Genomic DNA, 15,755 nt, shown 5'->3' on the forward strand with positions numbered 1-15,755 from the left:
GCATATCAAATAATTCAATCAACAACTTAAAACTAAAAATCGCTTCTAAAATTTAAAAAAGCGATTTTAGCTTAGTCCCAGCTTATCAAACTGTATATGCCGAAACTTGAATATATACAGCCGAAAACTATGGACTTAATGACCGAACAATGCTTTATCTAAAGGAATTTCAATCCCTACAGAAGCACCTGCATCATTGCCATGTAGATCAGAATCACTGACCCAACCATTAATTTTTAATGGTATGGTCGGTTTAATATAATGTGTCCAAGTTAAATCTAATGCTTTAATTTTGTCTTTTTCTGGGAAGGCTAAGTTGATTTGCTTATCACCAAAGAGAGCAGCAGATTGGTTGACTTTGGCATACAGTGCACGACCAGATAAACGATTCATCACATCAAAACGAATATCACCACCCACAGAAATCATTTCACCATCACCACCCATTGCATGCCCCAATGGGAAACCTTGTTGGTAATAACCATCTTTATAAACATGATGACTATAAGAAACACCTAATGGATCACCATTTGTTTCTGTATTCGCCCATTCAACATAAAGCTGGTACGGCAAATTTTTAAAACTTGAGGAATAGTCAGCACCAGCTAAATACATTTTTTTAGAGGGTAGTAAACCCGCTTCATCTTCCCCAATATATTGCCCATAGAAACTCATAGGAACATTCAACAAAGATTGAAGATTTAAACGCGCATCAAATCCAGCAAGCTGGTTGGATGGATTGCCCACCCCCGTACAAGTGCTATCCGCACACTCATTGTCTTTTCCAATAAAAGCATTCCAGTAAGCTTTTGCACTTCCTGGTTGACCTTCTCCATCAATTTGGAAAGCCCGTGATGCCCCGATTTCTAAATATGGCAATGGTTGTGCAGTTAAGCGCAATCCCATTAAACGTGTATCAGGCACAGCCGTATAATCATTTAACTGCCCAGCAAATGCTTGATATTGCCAAGGGCCAATCCAAGACAACCATTTAGATTCAAAAGCTTTTTGTTCAGCACGTTGCGCCGTAAAACCATAAACAGGACGGCTGGCATCACCACGAATCAAACTACCATCATGTCCCGGCCCCCAATATGTTGGGATTTGACCCGCAATAACCCACTGATTCCATAACTTCCCTGCGATGTACGAGCCCTCTACATTGACATCTTGACCATTGTCAATTTGCGGATCTTTTTCACCATTGACACGAAGCTTTGCATCCCAATTTTCGCCACCCGCATTGAATTCTAAGGAACCCACATATTGTGCTTTTGCACTATCCCCAAAAGCTTGAGGAATATTTTTTTGATCAGTTTCTGCAAATAAACCTAATTTTGCGGTTTGATTATCTGCTTTTAGTGCATTTTGAATTGAATCAATAACTTTTTGTTGTGTATTGTTTAAAACTTTTGCTTGAGATAAGGCACGTTGAATTTCATCCCCACTCATTGGCCAAGTCGATGTACTGATTTGAATCACACCTTGCTGATTTAACCAGTTTAAATCTGTCCGAAGATCTTCATTATTTAATACAATTCCCTGTGCAAATACAGGTAAAGACATTCCAAGTAATACAGCAGCACAAAGTGATTTTCTTAAATACATGCTCATTTTTCTCAAGTTTGATTTACTGCCACACCTTAATTTTTTTATAAGTTTTTTTCAATGGTGAAATTGTGTTATTCATATTTTAAAATTTCATTCTGCAAATGAAAAAGTGCACCGAAGTGCACTCATTTTCTTTTAAATTCAAGCAACAGCGATCATTCAACTTTTAAAACAATCGCCATCTCTAGCTTTTAAATTAAAATACTTTTAAAAATAACCAGAACAAACCGCCTGATAAACAAATCGTTGCAGGTAAGGTAAAAATCCATGCAGAAAGAATGGTTTTGACTGTTGCAAAATTCAATCCAGTTTTATTGGCAACCATGGTTCCCGCTACTGCACTGTTGAGTACATGTGTGGTTGAAACTGGTAAACCAAAACCATCTGCGGCAGCAATTGTAGTCATCGCCACAAGTTCAGCTGACATCCCTTGACCATAGGTCATATGATGTTTACCAATACGCTCACCTACTGTTACAACAATACGTTTCCATCCCACCATTGTTCCTAAACCCAGTGCCAATGCCACAGCAACTTTTACCCAGTTTGGAATATATTGAAGGAAAGAGTCTAAGTTTTTGCGATACTCTTTTACTATTTTGCCCTGAGCTTCATCCATTTTTGGAAGTTGATCCGCTTTATCCAAGCGTTTAAAAGCAGTGGTGCTTAAGTACATATCATTACGCAATGAAGATACTTCTGCTTCTGGAATATCTTTTAGATCACCAAATTTTCCAACACGCTCGCCCAAATGATCAGTCAAACTGGCCAATGCAGGAACAACTTCTGGATTCATTTCTTTGGTTTGGATAAATTTAGTAATGGTTACACGCGCTTGTTCATCTGGAATATCGGCATGCTGTGCATAAATTGCCGTCGCAGTTTGACCAGACAATTGTGAGAATGACTGTAAATGCTGTTGGTCTAATCCTCTATTCAACGAATAAGCCAAAGGCACAATACCAATCAAAATCAGCATGATTAAGCCCATACCTTTTTGACCGTCATTTGAACCATGCGCAAAGCTTACACCTGTACAGGTGAAAATCAGAATCGCACGAATCAAAGGTGGTGGTGGTTTATTGCCTTCAGGGGGTTGGAACAACTCAAGTTGTTTTTTAAATATTTTTTTAACAATCAAAAATACAATTGCTGCAAATGCAAAACCAATCAAAGGAGAAAACAGTAATGCTTTACCCACTTTAAGCACTTGATCCATGTCTACACCACTTGCACCCGTTGAAGCGTTCAAAATGTAGTTCATGATGCCTACACCCAAAATTGAGCCAATCAAGGTGTGAGAGCTCGATGCTGGAATCCCTAAGAACCACGTGCCTAAATTCCATAGAATCGCCGCAATCAGCATGGCAAAAACCATAGCAAAACCAGCGCCACTGCCTACATTCATGATCAGTTCAACAGGAAGTAATGCAATAATTCCATACGCAACTGCACCACTGGCAACCATTACCCCAAGGAAGTTACAAAAGCCTGCCCACATGACAGCTACAGGTGCAGGCAATGCATTGGTATAGATCACGGTTGCTACAGCATTGGCTGTATCATGAAAACCATTTACAAACTCAAAACCCAAAGCGATAAATAACGCTGTCGCTAAAAGGATCACTGAATAAAGACTTAACGGTGGAACATGTGCTAAATCTGCACTAACTTGCACCCCAATATAAATCAAGGTAGCAATAATGATCGTCAGAAACACCGGCATAAAAAATTTCGGTGTAGGTACATGGACATTCGTCGATTTAGCAGCTTGAGACGATTGTGCAGAATCTGAGACGGGAGGTAAATTCGAATTCATGCAGAAAGTTAGCGAATATTAGAATGCGCTTATTGTTCAATTAAATTGTGACAATTATATGACAAATAGAGGTCATATGAAGTGAAATTTATAATTATTTCACCTCAGTGTTTCGCTACACAAGCGACAAAATTAATATTTTTATTATTTATAATTAGTATCTTACACCAATAAAATCAATACAACTTGAGCAAAATATTATATTTCAGGCTGAAATAATATTTGTAATATTTCAGACCAATTTGAACTATTTATCATTTGGTATGCCTATTTTTCATGAAATTTATGACAAATTGATGAAAAAACAAACATGCTTTTAAGTTTATTTTTATATATGTTCCAATAAATTCCGTTTACCGAATCTATGCAAGTTTAAGGCCAACAATTTTCCTTTCACTAAAGTACTCTGCCTCATCAACAAATCATCTTGAATTGCATATGTTAGACAAATAATGTGCAAAAAATAAAGAGATCATCCAAGCAATGTTTTACACACTTTTTAACAGCTTGCTCTAACAGATCAAGCAATCGTTTACTTTTCAATTTCTAATGTGCATAAAAAACTCAGCATTCTGCAAACACTGAGTTTTTTGTTGAAGATCATCCTGAAAGTCGATCTTGAATATAAAGTTAATACTTATGTTTAATTAAAACTATTTCCACTGATAGCCCATAGACACTGCACCACCAATATTGCTACGGCTGTCAGCAGAAGCACCCATTTTCCAAACGATCTTATTACTGTCTGTAATCGCACTCACCCCGATCGCCACTGCAGTTTCCCCTCGGTAACCCGAGACACCTGCACTAACCATACTCATACCCGCTTCAGTAGGTTGTGGTAAGTTACCTACCGCCATCGCACCTGCGATACCTGCAAAAGTATCGTTACGCAAGTCATCCATGTTTTTATTGGTGTCATAGAAAGCTTGTTCCAGATTACTTACCCGAGTATCTATAGCGCCCAAGGCATCCCCTACATTATGGAAGGTTCCGCCTGCGACATTGTAGGTAGGTGCACCAATCGAACCATCTTTGTTCAGTGTGGAACCGCCACCTAGATGTTGCGCCACACTGCTATTGGTTTGGTGTAATTGTGAACCGTTAATGGCATCAGTAGAGCTTGAGGTAATTTCACCATTTGCTAAACCGCTAACTTTATTTGTTGTCCCATCAATCGTGACTTTACCCACATTTACCTTATTCGCTGTAACTTGCTTTGCTGTGACTTGATTCGCAGTAACAGAATTTAACTGAATATCCTCTGCCAAAGCCACTTGATAGTTATTTGAACCATCCGCATTGGTACTACTGTTTACAACAGTGTTCTTACCTGCAGACACGCTGGTTTTGGCACCAGCAACCTGTCCATGTATTGAAGCAATTGCATCATGCACATTGTCTTTACCTGTATTTCCAATATTACTGGTTTTGATCGTTCCATCTGGATTAACTTTTGCATTTCCACCCAATGCATTTGCAACACTTTCAGCGGTGTCATGCAATTGACTACCATTAATGGCTTGATCAGAATCAGCACTCACCTTACCATCAGCCAAACCACTGATGGTATTGCTTTGTGAATCAGCTTTAATATTGCCCACTGTTACCGAATCAAAACTTACATCATCTTTGGTTGCAACTTGATAATCAGTTGAGCCATCAGCCTGAGTGGTTTTTGTTACTTCAGTATTTTTACCTGCACTTACAGTTTCTGTAGAACCTTTAGCTTCATTGGTTTTAGATATTGCAGCCTTTAATTGTGCAACATTGACCGCATCTGTATCTGCTGTACCCGCTGCTACACCAGTAATTTGACGAGTGATACCCCTTGAAACATCTCCCACGGAAAATGCCGCTGCACTACTTCGCCATGTACTACCAGTATTGGTAGAACCAAACCCTGTCAATGGATCAAAGCCAGCGATACCCGCCTCAGTATTTGCAACTGAGCCTTTACCAAGAGCAACACTACCTTCCAGCTCGGCACGCGTATCCGTTCCAATCGCAACTGCATCTTTACTCTTGGCTGATGAATTAAGGCCAAGCGCAGTAGCACCATCTCCTTTTGCACTTGCACTAACACCTACGGCTACAGCAAGCGCACCACTTGCACCATCATTGTTATAATTACCTTGTTTTATACCCTTATCATTGACACTTACATAGTGGGTCGTATCCCCGGCACCTGCATATAGCTTTTCAACCGCTTGGTTTGTCGCATGTAATTGTGAACCGTTAATGGCATCTGTACTGCTTGCACTAATTTCACCTGCAGCTACATTGATGATTTGACGTTCACCACCGACTTTACCGACACTGACAACGCCATTGGCTGTTGATCCTACACCAGCAAAGTTATAGTCCTCGCCATTAATGCTGACTTTATCTACAGCAGTTGCTGCACGATCTGTGGATGCGTTACCTAAGACCACACTGTTGGCTTGAGTCGTTGTGACATTATTACCGAGGACTTGAGTATTCTCTTGAGCAACGTTATTACTTGCACCAATCGCTATAGAGTTTTTACCAGTTACAGTATTCAAAAAGCCCACTGCGGTAGAAAAATCGGCTTTCGCAGATGTACCATCTCCAATAGCAACTGAGGATTCACCACCTGCTAAAGCGCGGCCTGCAGCTAAAGCATTTTTACCAGTCGCCCCATCATTGTTATAATTGTTACCTTGAATACCCTCATCATTAACACTGAAATAATGTGTAGTTGTCGCAGCCTGAACTGCTTTAAGTTGTGCTACATTTACAGCATCACTATCTATCGTACCAGCGGCTACATTTGTGATTTGACGTGTATTACCCACACTACCTACGCTGACTGCACCCAATGTAGATTGAGTTGCATTTATTGCATCTTTTTGTGGCTGATTTGCACTGATCGGCACATAACCTGCAACACCAGCTCCTGTATTTGCTACTGAATTTGTTCCAAGAGCAATGCCATTATCAACTTCAGCCACACTTCCAGCGCCTACTGCTGTAGAACCTTGAGCACTAGCTTTGGCTCTGGATCCCATAGCTGTGGCATATGCTTTACCAATTGTGTCTGGATCTGTGCCTGCTGAAGGCTGATTGAATGAGTCTGTACCTGCTAGGGCACTATAACCATAAGCTGAACTTTCCTGACCGACTGCCAATGCACCATTGCCCATTGCTGTGGCTAATTTATTAGCATAAGTACCTTGCCCCAAAGTTGTACCATCAGTATAGGCAATTGCTCGATTACCGAGTGCCATACTATTAAAAGCTGTAGCTACAGTATCAAAACCTAATGCTATACTTTGGTAACCAGCCTGAGCATTGTTACCAATAGCGATACCTTGTAAACCGCTTACATCTGCATTGTGACCTATTGCAACACCCGAAGTACCAAAGCTACTCGAATCTACTCCAATTGCCACTGAACCACTTGCAGCAGCTCCATCATTATTATAATTCCCCCCTTGAGTACCACCATCGTTGATACTGACATAATGGGTAGTTGTTGCAGCCTGAACTGCTTTAAGTTGTGATAGGTTTACTGCATCAGTATCTTGGCTCGCCGCAGCAACATTGCTAATACGGCGTTCTTTTCCAACCGCACCCACTGATACTTCACCACCTGCCGCCTTAGCTGCAACAATCGTTGTACCTAAGGGTACATAGGCAACTTCACTGTTTACATCACGGATCGCCTCACTATTTGCACCTAAGGCAACACTGTTACGAACAGCTGCCTTTGCCCCACTTCCTAGACTAGTTGCATCATCTACATTATTTAGTCCCTGACCCGCTGCTCGCCCCAAGGCGACATTACGATTACCCGTAACGTTTTCACCTGCTGAATCACCGAGAGCAAGATTGCTATCCCCTTGGACATTATTACCTGACTTCACACCAAAAGCGGAATTATTATGCCCCTCGACATTACGGCCTGACTCTTGGCCAGTCGCAGTATTTGCGGTACCAGTTACTATAAAACCCGACATCTTACCCAAAGCGGTGTTACCACTTCCTCTTACCTTCGCTCCAGCAAAATCACCCACAGCAAGATTGCTATCACCAGTAACAGTTATACCCGCATCCACACCCAATACTGTGTTGTTATTTCCCCTGACATCATGACCAGCGCCAACACCTAAAGCTGTATTTTTTTGGCCGTTAATATTTTGTCCACTGTTCGATCCAACACTGGTATTCCAGCCACCATCATTGTTAGTGCCTGCCTTTAAACCAATGGCAATATCATTTTCTCCAACAGCCTTAGCGCCTACGCCTACAGCTAAAGCATTTTTACCAGTCGCCCCATCATTATTATAATTCCCCCCTTGAGTACCACTATCGTTGATACTGACATAATGGGTTTGACTATCAGCAATGGCTTTATGGGTTGCATATAACTGCGAACCGTTCACTGCATCTGTACTGCTTGCGCTGACTTCACCAGCAGCATCATTGATAATTTGACGTTCACCACCGACGTTACCTACACTCACTACGCCATTTGCTGCAGAACCAGCACCTGTAACTGCGTAGTCTTCACCGTTAATGGCGACTTGATTTACTGTCGTTGCTACACGATCTGTGGATTCATTTCCTAAAACGACACTGTTGGCTTGAGTCGTTGTGACATTATTACCGAGGACTTGAGTATTCTCTTGAGCAACTGTATTTTTATTGCCTAATACAGTCGTATTCTTAGCATTATTCAGTGTATTTTCGTTCCCAAGAACACTATTTTTCTCACCGCCAATAACCGTATTACGAAAACCCGCAGTCAAAGACTTCGTGTTATCAGTGATTTTATTAAATGCGCCAACAGCTGAACTATATTCACTTGCACTTGAAATTTCGTTGGCGACACCCACACCTAGAGCACGAGTACCTTGGATTGTATTATTGGCACCTAAAACTGTAGCTCGCTCTCCCTCTGCTATATTCCAAACACCAAATGCAGAAGACCATTGACCCTTAGTTTTATTCTCCGCACCGACCGCAATAGAACGATACCCCTCTGCATTGTTATAACTGCCTACTGCAACACCAGAGAAATCTTTTACAGTATTGTTAGCACCTAAAGCTAAAGCGTCATTGCCTGTAACATTATTATTGTGACCAATTGCAGTACTAGAACTTGCGCTATTACTTAGCGAATTATTGTTACCAATCGCAATACTATTTATAGCGTCAGCGCTAACATTACCAATAGCAATCGCATTCTCACCGGCTGCCTTAGCACCTACACCCACAGCGATCGCATTTAGACCTGTTGCTCCATCATTATTATAATTCCCCCCTTGAGTACCACCATCATTGATACTGACATAGTGATCAGCCGCCCCAGCCATACTCGACATAGTCAATGCTGAAATACCCAATAAAACACCTGCAACAGTTGTTTTAGCAGAAGATCGTTTACCCCGTGTCTTGGATACCTCAGAAATCGCACACCAAATGCCTAAAGATTCATTCCAAACGATTTTATAGACTTTATTCATGTTCTTATCTCACATTTATAATAAATTATGTGATTAAGTTAACACTTGAGCTTGAAGTTTCAACATTTTTTTACGCTTGTGCAAAAAAATCATGTATTACCCTAAATGCATGATTTTTTAGAATGAATTATTTGAATTTTTTTAAATTGTCTAGATCAAAAATCTGTCATCAGGAAGTGTGTCAAGATTGGTACCTTGAAAGTCTACATTCTGATAACATATCGGCTATTTTTAAAATCCGATTTTATTGAGAGTTTTAATGTCCACGCTTACCACGTTAAAAGAGCTTCTTGCCAAACGCATCCTAATTATTGATGGTGCAATGGGAACTATGATCCAACGCCATAAACTGGAAGAAGCTGATTACCGTGGTGAGCGTTTTGCTGACTGGGCATCTGATTTAAAAGGCAACAATGACCTTTTGGTGTTAACTCAGCCACAAATTATTCAAGGCATCCATGAAGCTTACCTAGATGCTGGTGCTGACATTATTGAAACCAATAGCTTTAACGGCACACGGGTTTCAATGTCTGACTATCACATGGAAGATTTAGTCCATGAGATTAACTTTGAAGCAGCCCGTCTTGCCAAAGCTGCTTGTGAAAAATACTCAACCCCTGACAAACCACGTTTTGTTGCTGGAGTATTGGGGCCAACATCACGTACCTGTTCTATCTCACCAAATGTGAATGATCCAGCATTTCGTAACATTACCTTTGATGAACTCAAAGAAAATTATATTGAAGCCACGCATGCTTTAATTGAAGGTGGCGCAGACATCCTTCTCATTGAAACGGTGTTTGACACCTTAAACTGTAAAGCAGCAATTTTTGCGGTAAAAGAAGTCTTTAAACAGCTTGGTCGTGAATTACCACTGATGATTTCCGGCACAATTACTGATGCTTCTGGTCGTACCTTAACAGGACAAACTGCAGAAGCATTCTGGAACTCTGTGCGTCACGGCGATTTATTGTCGATTGGATTTAACTGCGCCTTGGGTGCAGATGCCATGCGTCCACATGTCAAAACTGTATCAGATGTTGCCGATGTTTTTGTTTCAGCGCATCCAAACGCTGGCTTACCGAACGCATTTGGTGGCTATGATGAAACACCAGAAGAAACAGCAGCCTTCTTAAAAGAATTTGCTGAAAGTGGTTTGATCAATATCACTGGTGGATGTTGTGGTACAACACCTGACCATATTCGTGCCATTTATAATGCGGTCAAAGACATACCACCGCGTAAAATTCCTGACATCAAGCCTGCATGTCGCCTCAGTGGTTTAGAGCCATTTAATATTTATGACGACTCATTGTTCGTCAATGTCGGTGAACGTACCAATGTCACGGGTTCTAAAAAATTCCTCCGTTTAATCCGTGAAGAAAACTTTGCCGAAGCACTTGATGTTGCATTACAACAAGTGGTTTCAGGCGCGCAAATCATCGACATCAATATGGATGAAGGAATGCTCGATTCGCAAAATGCGATGGTACATTTCTTAAATCTGGTTGCATCAGAGCCTGAAATTTCTAAAGTGCCAATCATGATTGACTCCTCTAAATGGGAAATCATTGAAGCAGGTTTAAAATGTGTACAAGGTAAACCTGTTGTTAACTCGATTTCCTTAAAAGAGGGTTATGACGAGTTTGTCCATAAAGCACGTTTGTGTCGTCAATATGGTGCAGCTGTCATTGTGATGGCATTTGATGAAACCGGTCAGGCAGATACTGCTGCACGTAAACGTGAAATCTGTAAGCGCTCTTATGATGTGCTCGTGAATGAAATCGGTTTTCCTGCGGAAGACATTATTTTTGACCCGAACGTTTTTGCTGTTGCAACGGGGATTGAAGAACACAATAACTATGCTGTGGACTTTATTGAAGCAACAGGCTGGATTAAACAAAACTTACCACATGCCATGATTTCTGGTGGTGTGTCTAACGTGTCTTTCTCTTTCCGTGGCAATGAACCTGTTCGTGAAGCCATTCACTCTGTATTTCTTTACTATGCCATCAAACAAGGCATGACCATGGGGATTGTCAATGCGGGTCAGATGGCCATCTATGATGATATTCCTAAAGAACTGAAAGCTGCTGTTGAAGATGTCATTCTCAACCAGAATCAAGGTAACAGCGGTCAAGATGCAACAGAAAAATTGCTTGAAGTTGCTGAACAGTACCGTGGTCAAAGTGCTGCTCAAAAACAGGTTGAAAACCTTGAATGGCGTAATGAACCTGTTGAAAAGCGTCTTGAATATGCATTGGTCAAAGGGATTACTAGCTTTATCGATGAAGATACTGAAGAAGCCCGTTTAAAGTCTAAACGCCCACTTGATGTGATTGAAGGTCCATTGATGGACGGTATGAATGTGGTCGGTGACTTATTCGGCTCAGGTAAAATGTTCTTACCTCAAGTGGTCAAATCTGCACGCGTGATGAAACAAGCCGTAGCATGGTTAAACCCGTACATTGAAGCTGAAAAAACAGGAAGCCAATCCAAAGGTAAAGTATTGATGGCGACTGTAAAAGGCGATGTACACGATATTGGTAAAAACATTGTTGGTGTTGTGCTTGGGTGTAATGGTTATGACATTGTTGACCTTGGTGTCATGGTGTCTTGCGAGAAAATTTTACAGACTGCGATTGATGAGAAAGTCGATATTATCGGCTTATCAGGTTTGATTACCCCATCGCTTGATGAAATGGTATTTGTTGCAAAAGAAATGCAACGCAAGGGTTTTAAAATCCCACTGTTGATTGGTGGTGCAACCACATCGAAAGCACATACGGCAGTAAAAATTGATCCGCAATACTCAAATGATGCGGTGATCTATGTTGCAGATGCTTCTCGTGCGGTGGGTGTTGCAACCACCCTGCTGTCTCCTGAAATGAAGCCTAAATTTGTCGATGAGCATCGTGCTGAATATGAAAAAGTACGTGAACGTATTGCCAATAAGCAACCAAAAGCAGCTAAATTGTCGTATGCAGAATCCATTGAAAATGGTCTAAAAATTGACTTTGCTGCCAATCCACCAGTAAAACCCAACTTTATTGGTTTGCAAACCTTAACCCATTATCCACTTGATAGGTTGGTGGAATATTTTGACTGGACGCCATTCTTTATTTCTTGGAGTTTGGCAGGTAAATTCCCGAAAATTTTACAAGATGAGATTGTCGGTGAAGCTGCAACTGATTTATATAATCAGGCTCAGGCAATGTTAAAAGACATTATTGACAATAAACGTTTCGATGCGCGTGCCGTTTTTGGGATTTATCCTGCAAACCGTTCAGCCGCAGACTCTGTTGAGGTCTTTAATGAAGATGGTCAATCTGTAACCCATACCTTCCATCATATTCGTCAGCAATCGGATAAAGTCACAGGTAAACCGAATTTGTCTTTGGCTGATTTTGTTGCAACCAAAGCACAAGCCGAAGACTACTTGGGTGGTTTTACCGTTTCAATTTTTGGTGCGGAAGAAATGGCGCATGAGTATAAAGCCAAAGGGGATGATTACTCGGCCATTCTTGCTCAGTCATTGGGTGATCGTTTTGCTGAAGCGTTTGCAGAACACTTGCATGAACGTATTCGTAAAGAGTTCTGGGGGTATCAGGCAGATGAACAACTCTCTAATGAAGAATTAATCAAAGAGAAGTATGTCGGTATTCGCCCTGCGCCGGGCTACCCTGCTTGCCCTGAGCATTCTGAAAAGGCGTCTTTGTTTGATTGGTTAGGCACCACAGATAAGATTGGTACACAATTGACCAGCAGTTTTGCAATGTGGCCACCATCAAGTGTCAGTGGTTTCTACTATGCCAACCCACAGTCTGAATACTTTAACGTGGGTAAAATTGCGTTAGATCAGCTAGAAGATTATGCAAAGCGGAAGAATTGGACTTTGGATGAAGCCAAACGTTGGTTAGCACCAAATTTGGATGATTCGGTTTCTTAGGTTAGAAATCCTCCCCTCCTTTTTCAAAGGAGGGGATAAAAATTCCTTCAACAGATGGGATTTTTTATTGAATTAAAAGAAGAAATTTGTAAAAATATACCGATTAAATTAAGTAGAAAAACTATGCGTTTAAAACACTTCTTAGCAAAAAATATGTATGGTTATTTAAACTTTGATATAGATTTTAACGATGACTTAAATATCATATTAGCTCCAAACGGAAAAGGCAAAACTACTGCTCTTAAAAGTATATTAGCAATATTATCTTGTAATTATAATTATCTTAAAGATTTAAATTTTGATTATCTTGAGCTATCATTTACACATCTAAACGAAAATGAGCAAATTAAAATAATACTTACTGAGTATAGTAATATTAAAAATGATAAAAAAGATAACCTAATATCTTTTAGATTAATTTGTGAAGCACAAAACGTTAACTACAAAATATTCTTCAGAAATTCTGATTTATTTGACTTCGATATAGAGAAAAATAAATTTGGTGAAGAAAAAATGTCTTTTATTAAATTACCAATGTTTTTATCTTTAGACAGAAGATTTACATTTAACCAACCTCAAAAAGAATACGATAGTATATTGGAAAAATTTTTAGCAAATAAACCTTCGGGTAATTTAGATAAAGAAGATCCCTTACAAAATGTCGAAAGCTTAATTTATCATGCTCAAAGTACTCATCGCTTAAGAATGACAGGTGCCAACAGGAAATTAAGAAATAAACTTTTACATATTCTTCTTGATAGCAATACTTCTGACTCAGATTTTAGTATGCATGATTTATATTCAGCTTTTGAAAAAATTGAAAAAATCAAATACTCTCTTAAACTGCTAGAATTTAATGAAGAAATTATTAATTTAATTGAAAAAAACTAGATTTTTATTCAGGTTATAGCAAAAAAACTATTGACTTATTAAATAGCAAGAAATTCAACGAAATAAAAGATCAATTTGCCTCAGAAATATATGAAAATAAAAATGAATTAATAAGATTAGAAAAAATTGTAAATGCGCTATCTGAATATGAGAAAAAACAAAGTGAAAGTTTTGAAAAAATATTAAACTTCAATACTACAATAAATAAATTTTTTGAACCAACAGGGAAAACATTAAAAATAGCCTTCAATGGTAAAATATCAATAAATATAAAAGATAGTAATAAAAAATTTGAAACGAATGCTCTTTCTTCTGGAGAAAAACAATTAATTATTATTATTGGTAATCTAATATTTAATGAAAATATCACTAGTAGAAAGGTCTTTATAATTGATGAACCTGAGCTTTCTCTACATATTTCATGGCAAAGACTATTAATCGAATCCATCATTGATTCAGGTAATAATATACAGCTAATTGTTGCAACTCACTCACCTTCTATCATTTCATCATATACAAATAAGATTATGTTTTTAAATAAAAATTTAATTCCACTTACAAATGATAGTCAAGATATTACAGGTGAATAAAATGAAAAACTTTAACATAAATGACTATCTGTATAATTATGATGAAAAAAAACTCATGGGTGCTTTATTTTTTGAAGTAAGCGATGTTACTATTTATATAGAAGATACAGCAAGTGGTATGCGAAATTTTTATAAAAAACTATTGGAGAGAAAATTCCCAACAATAAATATTGACAATATTGTACCTTTAGGGAAAAAAACTGAAGTTATTAAAGCATGTCAAGAAAAAAAATTTAAAAAATCAAAAGAAATATATATAATAGATGGTGATTTAGATATTGTCCTTTGTCAAAAAGTTAAATTTAAATCACTTTTTCAACATAATGTATATTGTATCGAAAATTATTTGTTTGATGAGGATGCAGTTTCACATTTTATTTCAAATGAATCAGGCAAAATTGATGATATAGAGCTCATTAAAAAAACATTAGAGCTAGATTTATTTTTAAACACTAACTCCTTACATTTTATTGAGATATATAAGCTTTTTGCAATCATTTATAAACACCAATTAAATATAACTACTATCACGAGATTCGATAACTCAATATACACATTCAAAAATAATTATTACACAACAATTAATTCAGATACCATTTCAAAAAACTTTACTGAAATAAAAAACCTAATTATAAGCCAGATTGGCGATCAGCAATTTTATAGTGATTTCAATAAAGTTAATCATTATATTAACACTCTAAATATTAAGGATTATAAAAAAATTATCTCAGGGAAAAATGAACTTTTAATATTATTAAAAGGTTATGCTCAATATATTGCTAAAATTCTCGATAAGGAATGTACACATATAATGCAAATCAACTCCTCAAGTCTAAAGGTTAAGCTGGCAAGCTATACTAAACATCCTAATCTCAATGAGCTTTATCATGCTATAGAAGAAACAATTAATAATGGTTATTATGAAGATGTCAGTTAAATTAAAATTTATTATCCATAAGAAATTGCGAGAGTTTTTGTAAAATTTTAGTTAAAAAATCCCTTCAATTAAAGGGATTTATCTAAAAACTACGATCCAATAATCCAAAAATAAAATGGCCTAAATCTATACGCCTATTACTTTCTAAAATTAGACAACAAATTATTGGTAATCGACTTATTGTTTTCAACAATTCTGGTCTTTTTAGCCTTTGCTGATTGATCTTCAACACGCTCAATTCTGGTTGCTTTTAACTTTCCGTTATTTTCAACAACGATAAATTTAACTCTTTCATTTCGCTTTGGCTCACCCTCTGCAAGCGGAAAATCCGAAATATGAAAGAAAATATCTTGCTCAAGTCCACCAATAAAGCCAAAGCCTCTATCGGCATCGTATTGTTTAATTTTTCCTTGCTGGAATTCAGGCTTCATACATATTACTCATCGCGGTACACAATCGCTGTATT

General features: G+C 38.3%; 8 protein-coding genes. 4 read left to right on the top strand and 4 right to left on the bottom strand.

All coding sequences use genetic code 11. The features are described 5' to 3' along the window. Positions 1–135 precede the first annotated feature (135 nt). The 3 genes from FY049_RS04135 to FY049_RS04145 all read right to left on the bottom strand — a co-directional run bounded on the left by FY049_RS04135 (position 136) and on the right by FY049_RS04145 (position 8,922). On the bottom strand, positions 136–1,608 hold the full coding sequence (locus FY049_RS04135) for a capsule assembly Wzi family protein (protein WP_446083320.1): 1,473 nt from the start codon (positions 1,606–1,608) through the stop codon (positions 136–138). Positions 1,609–1,807: 199 nt separating this feature from the next. Then, positions 1,808–3,430: an inorganic phosphate transporter gene (locus FY049_RS04140; RefSeq protein ID WP_446083230.1), complete on the bottom strand. Its 1,623-nt coding sequence runs from the start codon at positions 3,428–3,430 to the stop codon at positions 1,808–1,810. A 653-nt stretch (positions 3,431–4,083) separates the two neighbouring features. Continuing rightward, positions 4,084–8,922, bottom strand: coding sequence for a YadA-like family protein (locus FY049_RS04145; RefSeq protein WP_446083231.1), 4,839 nt, complete (start codon positions 8,920–8,922; stop codon positions 4,084–4,086). Between the two features lie 259 nt (positions 8,923–9,181). Between FY049_RS04145 and metH the strand changes: the two genes are divergently transcribed. The 4 genes from metH to FY049_RS04165 are packed head-to-tail and all read left to right on the top strand — an operon-like array spanning position 9,182 to position 15,289. Then, complete coding sequence (gene metH / locus FY049_RS04150; RefSeq protein WP_446083232.1) at positions 9,182–12,871, top strand: methionine synthase; 3,690 nt, start codon at positions 9,182–9,184, stop codon at positions 12,869–12,871. Positions 12,872–12,925: 54 nt separating this feature from the next. Beyond that, positions 12,926–13,762: an AAA family ATPase gene (locus FY049_RS04155; RefSeq protein ID WP_446083233.1), complete on the top strand. Its 837-nt coding sequence runs from the start codon at positions 12,926–12,928 to the stop codon at positions 13,760–13,762. A 29-nt stretch (positions 13,763–13,791) separates the two neighbouring features. Beyond that, the gene (locus FY049_RS04160) at positions 13,792–14,352 is read left to right on the top strand and encodes an AAA family ATPase (protein WP_446083321.1); all 561 of its coding nucleotides are present in this window, start codon (positions 13,792–13,794) and stop codon (positions 14,350–14,352) included. A gap of 1 nt (position 14,353) precedes the next feature. Beyond that, positions 14,354–15,289, top strand: a complete 936-nt coding sequence (locus FY049_RS04165) for a DUF4435 domain-containing protein (RefSeq protein WP_446083234.1) — start codon at positions 14,354–14,356, stop codon at positions 15,287–15,289. A gap of 137 nt (positions 15,290–15,426) precedes the next feature. Here the strand turns inward: FY049_RS04165 and FY049_RS04170 are convergent, their stop codons facing one another. Beyond that, a complete protein-coding gene (locus FY049_RS04170) occupies positions 15,427–15,720 on the bottom strand; it encodes a cold-shock protein (RefSeq protein ID WP_034611059.1) in 294 nt (97 codons plus the stop codon). Positions 15,721–15,755 lie beyond the last annotated feature (35 nt).

It is taken from the genome of Acinetobacter sp. 1125_18A, assembly GCF_052824985.1.

Bases quoted from the DNA above. Each gene is read 5' to 3' on its own strand.
- FY049_RS04135 (WP_446083320.1), bottom strand. From the start codon at position 1,608: ATGTATTTAAGAAAATCACTTTGTGCTGCTGTATTACTTGGAATGTCT.
- FY049_RS04140 (WP_446083230.1), bottom strand. From the start codon at position 3,430: ATGAATTCGAATTTACCTCCCGTCTCAGATTCTGCACAATCGTCTCAA.
- FY049_RS04145 (WP_446083231.1), bottom strand. From the start codon at position 8,922: ATGAATAAAGTCTATAAAATCGTTTGGAATGAATCTTTAGGCATTTGG.
- metH (WP_446083232.1), top strand. From the start codon at position 9,182: ATGTCCACGCTTACCACGTTAAAAGAGCTTCTTGCCAAACGCATCCTA.
- FY049_RS04155 (WP_446083233.1), top strand. From the start codon at position 12,926: ATGGGATTTTTTATTGAATTAAAAGAAGAAATTTGTAAAAATATACCG.
- FY049_RS04165 (WP_446083234.1), top strand. From the start codon at position 14,354: ATGAAAAACTTTAACATAAATGACTATCTGTATAATTATGATGAAAAA.
- FY049_RS04170 (WP_034611059.1), bottom strand. From the start codon at position 15,720: ATGAAGCCTGAATTCCAGCAAGGAAAAATTAAACAATACGATGCCGAT.